We start from the raw sequence: 13,641 nt of genomic DNA on the forward strand, positions 1-13,641 counted from the left end.
CGCACACCATCGGCTTGAGTAGCGCACGAGGCTCGCCTAAGTCGCGGCCATGACCTCGACCAACGACATCCGCCGCAGCTTTCTCGACTACTTCGCCGCCAACGGCCATACCGCCGTGCAATCGGCGCCATTGGTGCCGCAGAACGACCCGACGCTGATGTTCGTCAATGCAGGCATGGTGCCATTCAAGAATGTCTTCACCGGCCTGGAATCGCGGCCTTATTCGACCGCGACGTCGAGCCAGAAATGCGTCCGCGCCGGCGGCAAACACAACGATCTCGACAATGTCGGCTATACCGCGCGCCACCACACCTTTTTCGAGATGCTCGGCAATTTCTCGTTCGGCGATTATTTCAAGGAGCGCGCGATCACGCTCGCCTGGGGGCTGCTGACGAAGGAATGGGGAATCGATCCCGACCGGCTGACCGTCACCGTCTATCATACCGACGATGAGGCGTTCGATCTGTGGAAGAAGATCGCCGGCCTGCCCGAGGAGCGGATCATCCGGATCGCGACCAAGGACAATTTCTGGGCGATGGGCGACAACGGCCCGTGCGGTCCGTGTTCGGAAATCTTCTTCGACCATGGCGACCATATTCCCGGCGGCCCGCCGGGATCGCCGGACGAGGATGGCGATCGCTTCGTCGAGATCTGGAATTTGGTGTTCATGCAGTTCGAGCAGGAAGCCAATGAGATCGTCGGCAATCTGCCCAAGCCGTCGATCGACACCGGCATGGGACTCGAGCGCGTCGCCGCGGTGCTGCAGGGCGTGCACGACAATTACGACACCGACACGTTCAAGGCACTGATCGCCGCGTCCGAGGCGCTGACCCACACCAAAGCGGTCGGTGAGCAGATGGCGAGCCATCGCGTGATCGCTGATCATTTGCGCTCGTCGGGTTTCCTGGTCGCCGACGGCGTGCTGCCGGCCAATGAAGGTCGCGGCTATGTCCTCCGCCGCATCATGCGCCGCGCGATGCGGCATGCGCATCTGCTTGGGGCGAAGGATCCGCTGATGCACCGGCTGGTGCCGGCGCTGGTTGCCGAGATGGGCGCCGCTTATCCCGAACTGGTCCGGGCCCAGCCGCTGATCGAAGCGACGCTGCAGCAGGAAGAAAAGCAATTCCGGCGGACGCTCGACAAGGGGCTCAAGCTGCTCGACGAAGCGACCGCCGGGATGACGACGGGCTCGACCTTGTCGGGCGAGACCGCGTTCAAGCTCTACGACACGTTCGGCTTCCCCTACGACCTGACCGAGGACGCTCTCCGCGCGCAGGGCCTGCAGGTCGACCGCGAAGCCTTCGACGCCGCGATGGCCGAGCAGAAGCGCGCCGCGCGTGCCGCCTGGAAGGGGTCGGGCGAAAAGGCGTCGGATGAGCTCTGGTACGATCTCGTCGAGGAAAAGGGCGGCACCGAGTTCATCGGCTACACGTCGGAGGAAGGCGAGGGCGAGGTCGTCGCCTTGATCAAGGACGGGGCGCGCGTCGACAAGGCCGTTGCCGGCGACGACGTCGACATCGTGCTCAACCAGACGCCGTTCTACGCTGAAAGCGGCGGTCAGGTCGGCGATGCCGGGATCGCGACCAACGACAAGGGGCTGAAGGGCCGCGTGTTCGACACGCAGAAGCATCTCGGTCGGCTCTGGGCGCATCGCACCAAGGTCGAAGCGGGTGAAATCGCGATCGGCGATGCCATCCACCTTGTGGTCGACGGCGAGCGCCGCAACGCGATCCGCGCCAACCATTCGGCGACCCATTTGCTTCACGCGGCGTTGCGCGAGCGGCTCGGCACGCATGTCGCGCAAAAGGGATCGCTGGTCGCGCCCGAACGCCTGCGCTTCGATTTCTCGCAACCGACCGCGATCGATCCGGCGCGGCTGGCCGAGGTCGAGGCCGATGTGAATGCCTATATCCGCCAGAACGACGCCGTCTCGACGCGCTTGATGACTCCTGAAGAGGCGATCGAGGAGGGCGCGATGGCGCTGTTCGGTGAGAAATATGGCGACGAGGTCCGCGTCGTGTCGATGGGCCGCGACGGGCAGAAGATCTACAGCCTCGAATTGTGCGGCGGCACGCATGTCAATGCGACCGGCGATATCGGGCTGTTCAAGCTGGTGAGCGAGGGCGCGGTGTCGTCGGGCGTTCGCCGCGTCGAGGCGCTGACCGGCGAAGCGGCGCGCGCCTATCTCGCCAGCCGCGACGAAAAGCTGCGTGAGACGGCCGCCGTGCTCAAGGCCACACCCGATGAAGTGCCGGCACGTGTCGCGGCGCTGGTCGAGGACCGTCGTCGGCTGGAGCGCGAATTGGCCGATGCGAAGAAGGCGCTGGCGCTGGGCGGCGGGGGCGGCGCTGCCCCGGCTGGGCCCGAACAGGTGAACGGCATCAACTTTGTTGGCCAGGTGGTCGAGGGGTTGGAGGCCAAGGGGCTACGCGGCGCGGTCGACGAGACCAAGGCGCGGATCGGATCTGGCGTGGCCGTGCTGGTCGCGGTCAATGACGGCCGCGCCTCGATCGCGGTCGGCGTGACCGACGACCTGACCGGCCGCTTCAACGCGGTCGATCTGCTGCGCAAGGCGGTCGAGGTGCTGGGCGGCCAGGGCGGCGGCGGCCGTCCCGACATGGCGCAGGGCGGCGGCCCCGACGGCAGCAAGGGTGAAGAGGCTGTCGCGGCGATCCGGGCGGCGCTGGCTGGCTGATGCTGCGGATCGAGCCCGTTTCGGCGGAGGCGCTGGCGGGCTGGGTTCCGTTGCGCGTCGCTTTATGGCCTGATGAGGAGGCCCTCGACAAGCAGGCAGCCGAATGGCTGGCGGCCGCCGATCCGGAGCAGTTCAACATCGTCGCGCGTAGCGATGACGGTGCCGTGATCGGGTTCGCCGAAGCGACGCTGCGCCATGATTATGTCAACGGCACCTCAACCTCGCCAGTGGTGTTCCTCGAAGGCATTTTCGTCGCGCCGGATCACCGCAAGCGGGGCGTCGCCGCGGCCCTGGTTGAGGCAGTGGCCGATTGGGGCCGCGCCAAAGGCTGCACCGAATTCGCCTCGGATGCGCTGATCGACAATCTCGACAGCCACGCCTTCCACCGCGCGATCGGTTTTGCCGAGCAGGAGCGGGTGGTGTGCTTCAGCAAGCCGTTATGAGGGGTCGGGCCTCCTGACGCGCCGCAGCCGCGGCTCGCGATCGAGCCCAGCTTCTTCCTTGATCGACTTGCGCAATTCGTCGCGCTTTTCGTGGATCGAGGCGATCACGGGGCCCATTGCGACGCCCAGTTCGACCAGCACCGCCTCTGACAATTGCAACGAGCTCTCGAGCGTTTCGGGCACGGCGTCGGTGACGCCCGCCCGATACAGCTCCGCGGCATGGGACGCATCGCGAGCGCGGGCGACGATCGTCAGGCCGGGAACCCATCCGCGCACGCGCTTGGTCAATCGCGCCGTCAGCACCGGATCGTCCATCGTCAGCACCAGCGCCTTGGCACGGCCGAGATTGAGGCGATCGACCAGCTCGCCGCGCGATACGTCGCCGAACAGCACGGTATAGCCTTCGTGCCGGGCCGCATTGACCGCATCGATGTCGGCCTCGACCGCGATATAGGGTTGGTTATGCTCGCGCAGCATGTCGGCGACCATCCGGCCGACGCGCCCGAAGCCGATCACCACCGTGCCTGGTCCTTCTTCGGCCAGCTGGAGGTCGGGCGCGAGGCGCTCGCGCGCTTCCAGACGGCGTGATACCAGGCGGCCGATCTCGGCAAGCGCCGGCGTGATCGTCAGCCCGAGCGCGGTAACCGTCTGCCAGAAGGCCGCATCCTGTGGTGCGATGAGCCCGGCACCGGCGGCCGTGCCGAGCACGATCAACGTCGTCTCGGATGGGCTCGACATCAGGAGGCTGGTTTCGGCGGCGACGCCGTTGCGCGCCTTGGACAGTTTGAGCAAAGCGAAGGTGACGATCGACTTGGCCGCGACCACGCCGAGCAAGGCCAGCACGAAATCGCCCCAATGATCGATCAGCGTGTCGAGGCTCAGGCTCATCCCGACAGTGATCAGGAACACGCCGAGGGCAAGCCCCTTGAACGGCGCGGTAATGACCTCGACTTCGTTATGATATTCGGTTTCGGCGATCAGCACGCCCGCCAGCAGCGCCCCGACGATCGGCGACAGGCCGGCGGCGGTGGTGGCGAGGCTCGCGACGATCACGACCAAGAGCGAGATCGCCAGGAAGAGCTCGGGGCTCTTGGTCCGTGCGGCCTGGGCGAACAGCCGCGGCAGCACGAACCGGCCAAACAGGAAAATCGCTGCGATCGCCACAGCACCCCAGGCCAGGACGCTGACAATGTCTCCGCCGCGCCCGCCCATCGCGCCCAGGCCGAAGATGATCGGCACCAGCGCCAGATCCTCGAACAACAACATCGCGAAGGCGATTCGACCCACCGGACTGGTCGTCCCTGCGATCGGCAGCACCAGCGCCGTCGACGACAGCGCCAACGCCAGGCCAAGGCCCAGACCCGCTCCCCAGGGATTTCCGGTGACCAGCAACGCCACGCCGATCACCGCGGCACAGCCCAGCAATTCGGCGGCGCCAATCCCGAACACCGCGCCGCGCATCGCCCAGAGCCTTTTCAGCGAGAGCTCGAGCCCGATCGAGAACAGCAACAACGTGATGCCGAACTCCGCGAACGGCTCGATCGCATGCGGGTCGGAGATGGTGATGTGATAGAGCCACGGCTGTTGTCCGACCAACGCGCCCAGGCCAGCGGGACCGACCAGCATGCCGACGAGGATGAACCCGATCACCGGACTGACCTTGAACCGCGCGAACGCCGGGATCACGATGCCTGCGGCGCCGAGTATCACCAGCGCATCGCTGAACCCTTTATTGTCGAGACCAATCGCCATGCCGGCATCAAAGCAGGCCGAAGGGAGTTTGTCAGGTCATGACTGAAACAGATATCTGCATTATCGGCGGCGGGCCGGCGGGAATGGTGGCCGGATTGCTGTTCGCGCGCGCCGGGCTGAAGACGATCGTGCTCGAAAAGCACAAGGACTTCCTGCGCGATTTTCGTGGCGACACGGTTCATCCATCGACCTTGCGCATCTTCAGCGAACTCGGCCTGCTCGACGAGTTGCTCCAGCGCCCGCATCAGAAGATCGAGCGGCTGAGCGCACGGATCGCCGGTCGCGACATGCAGATCGTCGACCTGACGCATCTCCACGTCCCGACACCCTATGTCGCGCTGATGCCGCAATGGGATTTCCTCGATTTCGTCGCCGATGTCGCGCGGCGCTATCCGACCTTTAAATTGCGCCAGAGTTGCGAAGGCGCCGAATTGATCGAGCAGGATGGACAGGTTCGCGGCGTCAGGACGCACGATGGCGAGGAAATCCGCGCGCGTCTCACCATTGCCGCCGACGGCCGCGATTCGCGGCATCGCGACGGATTGCCAACAACAGTGATCGGCGCGCCGATGGACGTATTCTGGTTTCGCATCCCCAAGGTGGCCCAGCCCGAGAACGCGACGATGGGCGTGTTCGACACCGGCACGTTGTTCGTGCTGATCGACCGCGGCGATTATTATCAATGCGCCTTCGTGTTCGCTAAGGGCGGCGCGGAAAAAATCCGGGGCGAGGGGCTGGATGCCTTTCGCGCCCGCGTCCGCGCGGTCGGCCCCGAAACGGCGACGATTGATGAGGGCGTGTCGAGTTGGGACGACGTCAAGCTGCTCACCGTCACCGTCGACCGCCTGGAGAAATGGGATCGTCCGGGCTTGCTGGTGATCGGCGATGCTGCCCACGCAATGTCACCGATCGGTGGCGTCGGCATCAACCTGGCGGTGCAGGACGCGGTCGCCACCGCGAACATCCTGGCCGGGCCGATGTCGACAGGCGACGATCCCAACCCGCTGCTCCACAAGGTGCACGACCGTCGCATCCGCGCGGTCAAACTGACCCAGGGAATGCAGCGAATGGTGCAAGACACGATCATCGCGCCATTGCTCGCCAGCACCGAACTGCTTGAGGGGCCGCCGCTGGCGGCGAAGCTGCTCGATCGCATCCCGCTGTTGCGGCGTATTCCGGCACAAGTGATTGGGATGGGATTTCGGCCCGAGCACGTTCGGTCGCCTGAGGCTAATCGCTGAATGGCCTCGCGACCGGTAGATCGCGTGCTGACTTTGCGCAGCGACGGGGCGGAGTATTGGCAAGGCGTCGCTTCCCCGCATCTGATGGCAATCGAGACCGCACTTGCCGGACAGCCGAACGATAAAGCCGGCGTCCGGTTGACGGGGATATCGGCGCTTGATGACCTACTGGCCTCGAACGGTGCGATCGGCGCTCTTGTCGCTCGGCATATTGGCAAAGCAAGTCGGCCGGTCAGGATGATCCTGTTCGACAAATCGGCTTCGGCGAACTGGGCGCTCGGCTGGCATCAGGACCGGACGATCGTCGTTCGGGACCGGGTCGAGGTCGTGGGCTATGGTCCGTGGACGGTAAAAGCGGGACTGTTGCACGTCGCGCCGCCGATCGACCTGCTCGAGCGGATGATGACGATCCGCATTCATCTCGACGCGGTATCGGCGGCCAACGCGCCATTGCTTATCGCGCCGGGATCACATCGCCTCGGCCGCGTGCCGGAGGCGAACATAGCGTCTGCGGTTGAGCGGCTCGGTGTTTACGCCTGTCTGGCCGACACTGGCGATATCTGGGCGTATTCGACGCCGATCCTGCACGCGTCCGACACGGCGGCCGAGCCGCGGCGTCGGAGAGTGCTGCAGGTCGATTTCGCGGCCGTGGACCTGCCTAATGGTCTGGAATGGCTGGGAATCTGAGCGTGTCAGGCACGCGCAGATGACCTGACACACCGGTGCGCCATACCAACCGCTCCAAGCTCGTCCGTAAAACGCTCAAAATAGCTGCGACGAATCCAGCGTGTATTGCTCCTTGATCGCATTGGCGGAACGCTTGCGGCCGCTTTCCGACATTGCGATCAGCCCGCGCTTGGCGAGCGGGCCGTTGGGGTCCCACATCGACGCGTACGTGTCGAGGAAGGCCTGGAGCTCTGGTTTTGGCTTCAGGTGCTTCTTCTTGACGTAGAGGTACAGTGTCCGGACGCCGGGATATTTGCCGCTGGCGATGTCGGCATAGTCGGGGGTTACACCGTCGATCGGCACGCCGCGCAACCGGCTCGCATTCTGTTCGAGGTAGGAATAGCCGAACAGGCCTAGCGCGTTTGGATTACTTTCCAGGCCCTTGACGATGAGACTGTCGTTCTCGCCCTGCACCACATAGGCGCCGTCGCCGCGGATCTGGCGGCACATGCGATCGAAGTCGGCCGGGTCGCCCGAGGTCTGCATCGCCTTAGCGGTCGGCACTGCCTCGAAACAGCCCGGTTGGAGAAGCAGTTCGACGAACGCGTCGCGCGTGCCGCTGGTCGTGGGTGGGCCCAGCACCTGGATCGGGATCGCCGGGAGCTTTGGATCGACGTCCTTCCAGGTCTTGGCGGTGTTCGGCTTGCCCATCGGATTTGCCGCCAGCGCGAGATAGATTTGTTTGCGGCTCAGCTGGATCTTGGGTCCCTGGTTCGATTCGGCGAGCGCCAGGCCATCGAGGCCGATCGCGACCTCGATGATGTCTCCCACGCCGTTCTTCTGGCAGCGCTCGAATTCGACGCGCTTCATCCGGCGCGAGGCGTCGGCGATATCGAAGGAAACGGGTCCCGCGCTTTCGCAGAAACGCATGATCCCGGCCTGGGTCCCGGTCGATTCAACGACGGGCGCCTTCCGTCCGCTCTTCGCCTGAACAAAGGCGTCCGACACGGCCTTGGTGAAGGGATAGACCGTCGAGGATCCCGCTGACCGGATTGGATCGGACTCGCTGCCGCAGGACGCCAGGCCGAGGGCTGGAAAGGCCGCGAAGGCCAATACACCAAGTCGACCACGCATCGTCATTCCCCCATCCAGCTACCTGTATGACAGGTAACGCGATCCCGTTGCCCGCGTTCTGCGCCTTGGGCGTGACCGCTGTGTGACAGGCTTTGTGGGGTGTGCGTCGCCAGGGGAGCCTCCCGGCGAGCGAAATAGTCGGGATATAAACCCTCTCCACCTTACGGGCGCATCAGGTCGGTCATGCGGGAGGGGCCCGCTCGGCGGAGCCGAGTGGGAGGATAAGGGAGCGAGCCAAAGGCTCGCGCGGCGCTGAAGCGCCGCTCCCCTCATCCAAGCTGCGCTAGGCGGCACGCCGCCAAGCTTCGCTATCCTTCTCCCACAAGGGGAGAAGGATTGGGCGTCACCTCACGCCCAGGTCGCCATCCGCGTTTCGAGGTTCTCGCGGACCGCTTCGAAGAACTGTTCGGTGGTCATCCACGCCTGATCCGGGCCGATCAGCAGCGCCAGGTCCTTGGTCATCTTGCCGCTCTCGACGGTCTCGATGCAGACCTTTTCCAGTTCCTCGGCGAAGCGGGTTACGTCCGGCGTGCCGTCGAACTTGCCGCGATATTTCAGACCGCCGGTCCAGGCGAAGATCGACGCGATCGGATTGGTCGAGGTCGCCTTGCCCTGCTGGTGCTGGCGATAGTGGCGCGTGACGGTGCCGTGCGCTGCTTCGGCCTCCACCGTCTTGCCGTCGGGCGAGAGCAGGACCGAGGTCATCAGGCCGAGCGAGCCGAAGCCCTGCGCGACCTGGTCCGACTGGACGTCGCCGTCGTAATTCTTGCAGGCCCAGACGAACTCGCCCGACCATTTGAGCGCGCTGGCGACCATGTCGTCGATCAGGCGATGCTCGTAAGTGATGTTCGCTTCCTTGAACTTGTCGGCGAACTCGGCCTCGAACACTTCCTGGAACAGGTCCTTGAAGCGGCCGTCATAGGCCTTGAGGATGGTGTTCTTGGTCGACAGATACACCGGCCATTTCAGGTTGAGGCCGTAATGCATCGAGGCGCGGGCGAAATCGCGGATCGAATCGTCGAGATTGTACATCCCCATCGCGACGCCCGACGAGGGGAATTGGAACACTTCCTCCTCGATCTTGTCGCCATTGTCACCGACCCAGGTCATGGTCAGCTTGCCGGGGCCGGGAACGCGGAAATCGGTCGCGCGATACTGGTCGCCAAAGGCATGACGGCCGACCACGATGGGCTTGGTCCAGCCGGGGATCAGGCGCGGCACGTTCGAGATCACGATCGGCTCGCGGAACACGACGCCGCCCAGGATATTGCGGATCGTGCCGTTGGGCGACTTCCACATCTTCTTGAGGCTGAATTCCTCGACGCGCTGCTCGTCGGGAGTGATCGTCGCGCACTTCACGCCGACGCCGTATTTCTGGATCGCCTTGGCGCTGTCGACGGTGACCTTGTCGTCGGTCGCGTCGCGATGCTCGATGCCGAGGTCGTAATAATCGAGGTCGATGTCGAGGTAGGGCTTGATCAGGCGTTCGCGAATCCATTCCCAAATGATCCGCGTCATTTCGTCGCCGTCGATCTCCACGACGGGCGTCTTCACCTTGATCTTCGCCATATCCGCTTTCCTGATGGGGTTTGGTCGGGCCTCTAGGGTGAAGCGGGGAGGAGGGTCAAGCGCCGTACCCGCAACGTCGCAAGTGGAGCCCAACCTGCTTCCCGCGCATTGTACCGCACAAGCAACACGGTTAGACGGCGCGCATGCCTTCACTCGATCCGCCGGAAATCGGCACGACCACCGTCAAGTGGCGCTTTCCGGCAATGCACCCGGAAGGGCGCCGCTACGTCATCATCGCCGCCGTTGCGACATTGCTGTCGCTCGTCATCTGGAAAGTCCTGTTCTGGCCGCTCGCGTTCTTGACGCTGGGCGTGGCCGCCTTCTTTCGCGACCCGATCCGCGTCACGCCGCGCGATGACAATCTGGTGATCGCGCCGGCCGATGGGCTGGTGACGATGATCCAGCCCGTGGTGCCGCCCGCCGAGCTCGATATCCTGGGTACCGCGCCGCTGATCCGCGTCTCGATCTTCATGAGCGTGTTCGACGTCCATGTGAACCGCACGCCGATCCAGGGGATCATCCGCCGCGTCGTCTATATCTCGGGCAAGTTCCTCAACGCCGACCTCGACAAAGCGAGCGAAGAGAATGAGCGCCAGCACCTCGTCGTCGAGGGCAAGGACGGCCGGTTGATCGGCTTCACCCAGATCGCCGGCCTCGTCGCGCGCCGGATCGTCGCCTTCGTCAAGGAAGGCGATATGGTCGCGCCCGGCCAGCGCATCGGGCTGATCCGTTTCGGCAGCCGGGTCGATGTGTTTCTGCCCGCCGACACTGGCTGCCAGGTGATCCTCGGTCAGCGCACCATCGCGGGCGAGACGATCATCGGCCGGATCGGTGGCGAGACGATGAGCGGCGTGACCCAGTGAAACCGCCGCGTCCGCGACGGCTGAGACGGCCGGCCACGGGCCTGCCGCTCAGGACGATCACGCCCAACGCGCTGACCGCGTTGGCGCTAAGTTCGGGGCTGACGGGCGTGCGCTTCGCGATTGCCGGCGACTGGCAGATGGCGGTGGTGATGATCCTCGCCGCCAGCGTGCTCGACGGCGTTGACGGGCAGGTCGCACGGATGCTGCGCGGGACGAGCCGGTTCGGCGCCGAGCTCGACTCGCTCAGCGACGCCATCTCGTTCGGGGTAGCTCCGGCGCTGATCCTCTATCTCTGGTCGCTAACCGACGCGCCGCGCTTCGGCTGGATCTGCGCCTTGCTGTTCGCGGTGTTCTGCGCGTTGCGGCTGGCGCGGTTCAACGCCCAGATCGATGCCACCGAACAGCCGCGCAAGGCTGCCGGCTATCTGACCGGTATTCCCGCGCCTGCGGGAGCGATCGGCGCGATGCTGCCGCTCTATTTGTGGTTCATCACTGGCGAGCAGTGGCTGCGCTCACCTTGGCTGGTGGCGCCGTGGATGGCCTTTATCGCGTTCCTGATGATCTCAAGCATCGCGACTTATGGCTGGTCTTCGCTCAGGCTGAGGCGCAACATCCGCTTTGAGGCGTTGGCCGTGATCGTCGCGATCGGGGCGGCGTTGATTTCTGCCCCATGGCCGACATTGGTTGGGCTCTGCCTGGTCTATCTCGGGCTGATCCCGTTTAGCGCGCGCAATTATGCCCGAATCAGGCGGCAGCGCGCCAACATGTCGGCTGCGCCGAAACCGAGCGCACCGTCACCCTGATCGTCGTCGCGGCATGACGCGGCGGCAGTGGCGGAACGATCGACCCGCGCCCCTTGCCAGCAAGCGCGGCCTGGATGCTGGGCAATGCCGGGACGACGGTCGAATAAATGGTCGCGCCCGCCGCGACCAGCGCACCGGCGAACATCAGGACAGCAACGAGCGTGAACATTGCGACTTCCCCTTTGGACGGAGCGCGATCCAGGTTGAACCAACCGTCCGGCGATTCAGATGTTCCGCGTCCTGTGGATGATCGCTGTATGTTCTGTTGATGTTCCGGTCGTCAAGCGAAAAATCGGAACATAGCGTGAATACAACTGTGCGGGCCGACCCAAGTCCAGCGATCGTGCGCCTGAGCCGCTTGCCTTTGTCGGGACTTTGGACTAGGGGCCGCGCCTCAAACCCGCATGGGAAGCATCATAACCCGGTGCCGGACCTGCCTCCGCCATGATTGGCGCGTGGATTTACAGGATTTTCGGTCCCCGCTTCCCAGAGGAACAACCGGAAGGAGTTATCCCTATGGCGGCACCTGTCGTCACCATGCAGCAATTGCTCGAAACGGGCGCACATTTCGGCCACCAGACCCACCGCTGGAACCCGAAGATGAAGCCGTATCTGTTCGGCGACCGTAACGGCGTCCACATCATCGATCTGTCGCAGACCGTGCCGCTGTTCGCGCGTGCGCTCGAATTCGTCAGCTCGTCGGTCGCGTCGGGCGGCAAGGTCCTGTTCGTCGGCACCAAGCGCCAGGCGCAAGAGCCGATCGCCGACGCCGCGCGCCGCGCTGGCCAGCATTTCGTCAACCACCGCTGGCTGGGCGGCATGCTCACCAACTGGAAGACGATTTCCAACTCGATCAAGCGCCTCAAGAGCCTCGAAGAGCAGCTTTCGGGCGACACGCACGGCCTGACCAAGAAGGAAGTGCTCCAGCTCACTCGTGAGAAGGACAAGCTCGAACTCTCGCTCGGCGGCATCCGCGACATGGGCGGCGTTCCCGACGTGATGTTCGTGATCGACGCCAACAAGGAAGAGCTGGCGATCAAGGAAGCCAACACGCTGGGTATCCCGGTCGTGGCGATCCTCGATTCGAACGTTTCGCCCGACGGCATCGCGTTCCCGGTTCCGGCCAACGATGACGCCGCCCGCGCGATTCGTCTCTATTGCGAAGCGATCGCCATCGCCGCGACTCGTGGCGGCCAGCAGCGCCAGGCGAATGCCGGTGTCGATCTGGGTGCCCAGGTCGAAGCGCCGGTCGAGGAAGCGCTGGCTGTCGAACCGGCCCCGGCCGAGGAGGCCCTCAACGCCGAGCCGGTCGTCGCCGACGCGGCGCAGCAGGCCGACATGGCGGCCGAGGGCGAGCGTCAGATCGACGCCTGAGCCGTCGCCTAACCGTCATGCGGGCGGGGTAGGGCGACAACGCCCCGCCTCGCCCGCAACTACATTCTGACTAGAAGGATCGAAGACATGGCCGACATCACGGCAGCAATGGTCAAGGACCTGCGCGAGAAGAGCGGCGCGGGCATGATGGACTGCAAGAAGGCGCTTGGCGAAGCCGGCGGCGACATGGACGCCGCGCTGGACTGGCTGCGCACCAAGGGCCTCGCGGCCGCCGCCAAGAAATCGAGCCGCACCGCGGCCGAGGGTCTGGTCGGTGTCGAGGTTTCGGGCACCAAGGGTGCCGCGGTCGAAGTCAATTCGGAAACCGACTTCGTCGCCAAGAACGATCAGTTCCAGACTTTCGTCCGCGACGTGACCTCGGTCGCGCTCGAACTGGGCGATGACATCGCGACGATCAAGGCGGCTTCGCTCGGCGGCAAGACCGTCGAGGAGGTGCTAACCAACAATATTGCGACGATCGGCGAGAATCAGACGCTGCGCCGCGCCAGGAAGCTCGAAGTGAGCAAGGGCGCGGTCGTGCCTTATGTCCACAACGCGCAGGCGCCGGGCCTGGGCAAGATCGGTGTGCTCGTCGCGCTCGAGAGCGAGGCTCCGGCCGACAAGCTTGAAGCGCTCGGCAAGCAGCTGGCGATGCACATCGCGGCGGCGTTCCCGCTGGCGCTCAACGAGGAAGACCTCGACCCGGCAGTGATCGAGCGCGAGCGCGCGATCGCCCAGGAAAAGGCGTCGGAAAGCGGCAAGCCCGCCGAGATCGTCGCCAAGATGGTCGACGGCGCGATCGCCAAGTACCGCAAGGAGAATGCCCTGGTCAGCCAGCTGTTCGTGATGGACGGCAAGACCAAGATCTCCGACGTGGTCGCCGCGGCCGCCAAGGAAGCCGGTTCGCCGATCGCGCTGAAGGACTATGTCCGTTTCCAGCTCGGCGAAGGCATCGAGAAGGAAGAATCGGACTTCGCGGCGGAAGTCGCGGCGGCGTCGGGCGTGCCCCAGCCGGCCTGATTCGACGTCTCGAAGGAAGAAGGGGCCGCGTCGTGAGGCGCGGCCCTTTTTCGTATCCGCTAACCGCTTGGCTTCGGAGCG

At 64.7% G+C, this 13,641-nt stretch carries 12 protein-coding genes; 8 read left to right on the top strand and 4 right to left on the bottom strand.

Translation table 11 applies throughout. From position 1 onward, the window contains the following. The first annotated feature begins 49 nt into the window (after positions 1-49). Together alaS and aac(6') are read left to right on the top strand one after the other, a co-directional pair. Positions 50-2,695 carry an alanine--tRNA ligase gene (alaS, locus tag AC1DSD_RS11160; RefSeq protein ID WP_478030092.1) on the top strand — a complete coding sequence of 882 codons (2,646 nt, stop codon included), beginning with the start codon at positions 50-52 and terminating at the stop codon, positions 2,693-2,695. Further along, complete coding sequence (gene aac(6'), locus AC1DSD_RS11165; RefSeq protein ID WP_478030093.1) at positions 2,695-3,138, top strand: aminoglycoside 6'-N-acetyltransferase; 444 nt, start codon at positions 2,695-2,697, stop codon at positions 3,136-3,138. Before alaS ends, aac(6') begins: the two co-directional genes overlap by 1 nt. Here aac(6') and AC1DSD_RS11170 read toward each other — a convergent pair. Then, the gene (locus tag AC1DSD_RS11170; RefSeq protein ID WP_478030094.1) at positions 3,133-4,890 is read right to left on the bottom strand and encodes a cation:proton antiporter domain-containing protein; all 1,758 of its coding nucleotides are present in this window, start codon (positions 4,888-4,890) and stop codon (positions 3,133-3,135) included. The two genes, aac(6') and AC1DSD_RS11170, sit on opposite strands and share 6 nt — an antisense overlap. Positions 4,891-4,928: 38 nt before the next feature. On the opposite strand from AC1DSD_RS11170, the gene AC1DSD_RS11175 reads away from it, so the two are divergent. Continuing rightward, a complete protein-coding gene (locus tag AC1DSD_RS11175; RefSeq protein ID WP_478030095.1) occupies positions 4,929-6,131 on the top strand; it encodes an FAD-dependent oxidoreductase in 1,203 nt (400 codons plus the stop codon). Continuing rightward, positions 6,132-6,818, top strand: coding sequence for a phytanoyl-CoA dioxygenase family protein (locus AC1DSD_RS11180; RefSeq protein ID WP_478030096.1), 687 nt, complete (start codon positions 6,132-6,134; stop codon positions 6,816-6,818). A 75-nt stretch (positions 6,819-6,893) separates the two neighbouring features. Here the strand turns inward: AC1DSD_RS11180 and AC1DSD_RS11185 are convergent, their stop codons facing one another. Together AC1DSD_RS11185 and AC1DSD_RS11190 are read right to left on the bottom strand one after the other, a co-directional pair. Then, positions 6,894-7,937 carry a substrate-binding domain-containing protein gene (locus AC1DSD_RS11185; protein WP_478030097.1) on the bottom strand — a complete coding sequence of 348 codons (1,044 nt, stop codon included), beginning with the start codon at positions 7,935-7,937 and terminating at the stop codon, positions 6,894-6,896. Positions 7,938-8,279: 342 nt separating this feature from the next. Then, a complete protein-coding gene (locus tag AC1DSD_RS11190; RefSeq protein ID WP_478030098.1) occupies positions 8,280-9,500 on the bottom strand; it encodes an NADP-dependent isocitrate dehydrogenase in 1,221 nt (406 codons plus the stop codon). Positions 9,501-9,643: 143 nt separating this feature from the next. On the opposite strand from AC1DSD_RS11190, the gene AC1DSD_RS11195 reads away from it, so the two are divergent. Both AC1DSD_RS11195 and pssA read left to right on the top strand, forming a co-directional pair. Continuing rightward, positions 9,644-10,363 (top strand): phosphatidylserine decarboxylase, encoded by a 720-nt coding sequence (locus AC1DSD_RS11195; protein WP_478030099.1) that lies wholly within the window; start codon positions 9,644-9,646, stop codon positions 10,361-10,363. Beyond that, a complete protein-coding gene (gene pssA / locus AC1DSD_RS11200; protein ID WP_478030100.1) occupies positions 10,360-11,166 on the top strand; it encodes a CDP-diacylglycerol--serine O-phosphatidyltransferase in 807 nt (268 codons plus the stop codon). The genes AC1DSD_RS11195 and pssA overlap by 4 nt, the downstream gene beginning before the upstream one ends. Here the strand turns inward: pssA and AC1DSD_RS11205 are convergent. Next, positions 11,108-11,335, bottom strand: a complete 228-nt coding sequence (locus AC1DSD_RS11205; protein ID WP_478030101.1) for a hypothetical protein — start codon at positions 11,333-11,335, stop codon at positions 11,108-11,110. The genes pssA and AC1DSD_RS11205 overlap by 59 nt on opposite strands. Before the next feature lie 347 nt (positions 11,336-11,682). Between AC1DSD_RS11205 and rpsB the strand changes: the two genes are divergently transcribed. Beyond that, on the top strand, positions 11,683-12,540 hold the full coding sequence (gene rpsB, locus AC1DSD_RS11210; protein ID WP_478030102.1) for a 30S ribosomal protein S2: 858 nt from the start codon (positions 11,683-11,685) through the stop codon (positions 12,538-12,540). Positions 12,541-12,627: 87 nt separating this feature from the next. Further along, a complete protein-coding gene (gene tsf / locus AC1DSD_RS11215; RefSeq protein ID WP_478030103.1) occupies positions 12,628-13,560 on the top strand; it encodes a translation elongation factor Ts in 933 nt (310 codons plus the stop codon). Positions 13,561-13,641: the final 81 nt, after the last annotated feature.

Source organism: Sphingomonas sp. P4_D12 (genome assembly GCF_056401895.1).

Coding starts and splice junctions, on each gene's coding strand:
- alaS (WP_478030092.1), top strand. CDS start 50: ATGACCTCGACCAACGACATCCGCCGCAGCTTTCTCGACTACTTCGCC.
- AC1DSD_RS11170 (WP_478030094.1), bottom strand. CDS start 4,890: ATGGCGATTGGTCTCGACAATAAAGGGTTCAGCGATGCGCTGGTGATA.
- AC1DSD_RS11175 (WP_478030095.1), top strand. CDS start 4,929: ATGACTGAAACAGATATCTGCATTATCGGCGGCGGGCCGGCGGGAATG.
- AC1DSD_RS11180 (WP_478030096.1), top strand. CDS start 6,132: ATGGCCTCGCGACCGGTAGATCGCGTGCTGACTTTGCGCAGCGACGGG.
- AC1DSD_RS11185 (WP_478030097.1), bottom strand. CDS start 7,937: ATGACGATGCGTGGTCGACTTGGTGTATTGGCCTTCGCGGCCTTTCCA.
- AC1DSD_RS11190 (WP_478030098.1), bottom strand. CDS start 9,500: ATGGCGAAGATCAAGGTGAAGACGCCCGTCGTGGAGATCGACGGCGAC.
- AC1DSD_RS11195 (WP_478030099.1), top strand. CDS start 9,644: ATGCCTTCACTCGATCCGCCGGAAATCGGCACGACCACCGTCAAGTGG.
- AC1DSD_RS11205 (WP_478030101.1), bottom strand. CDS start 11,335: ATGTTCACGCTCGTTGCTGTCCTGATGTTCGCCGGTGCGCTGGTCGCG.
- rpsB (WP_478030102.1), top strand. CDS start 11,683: ATGGCGGCACCTGTCGTCACCATGCAGCAATTGCTCGAAACGGGCGCA.
- tsf (WP_478030103.1), top strand. CDS start 12,628: ATGGCCGACATCACGGCAGCAATGGTCAAGGACCTGCGCGAGAAGAGC.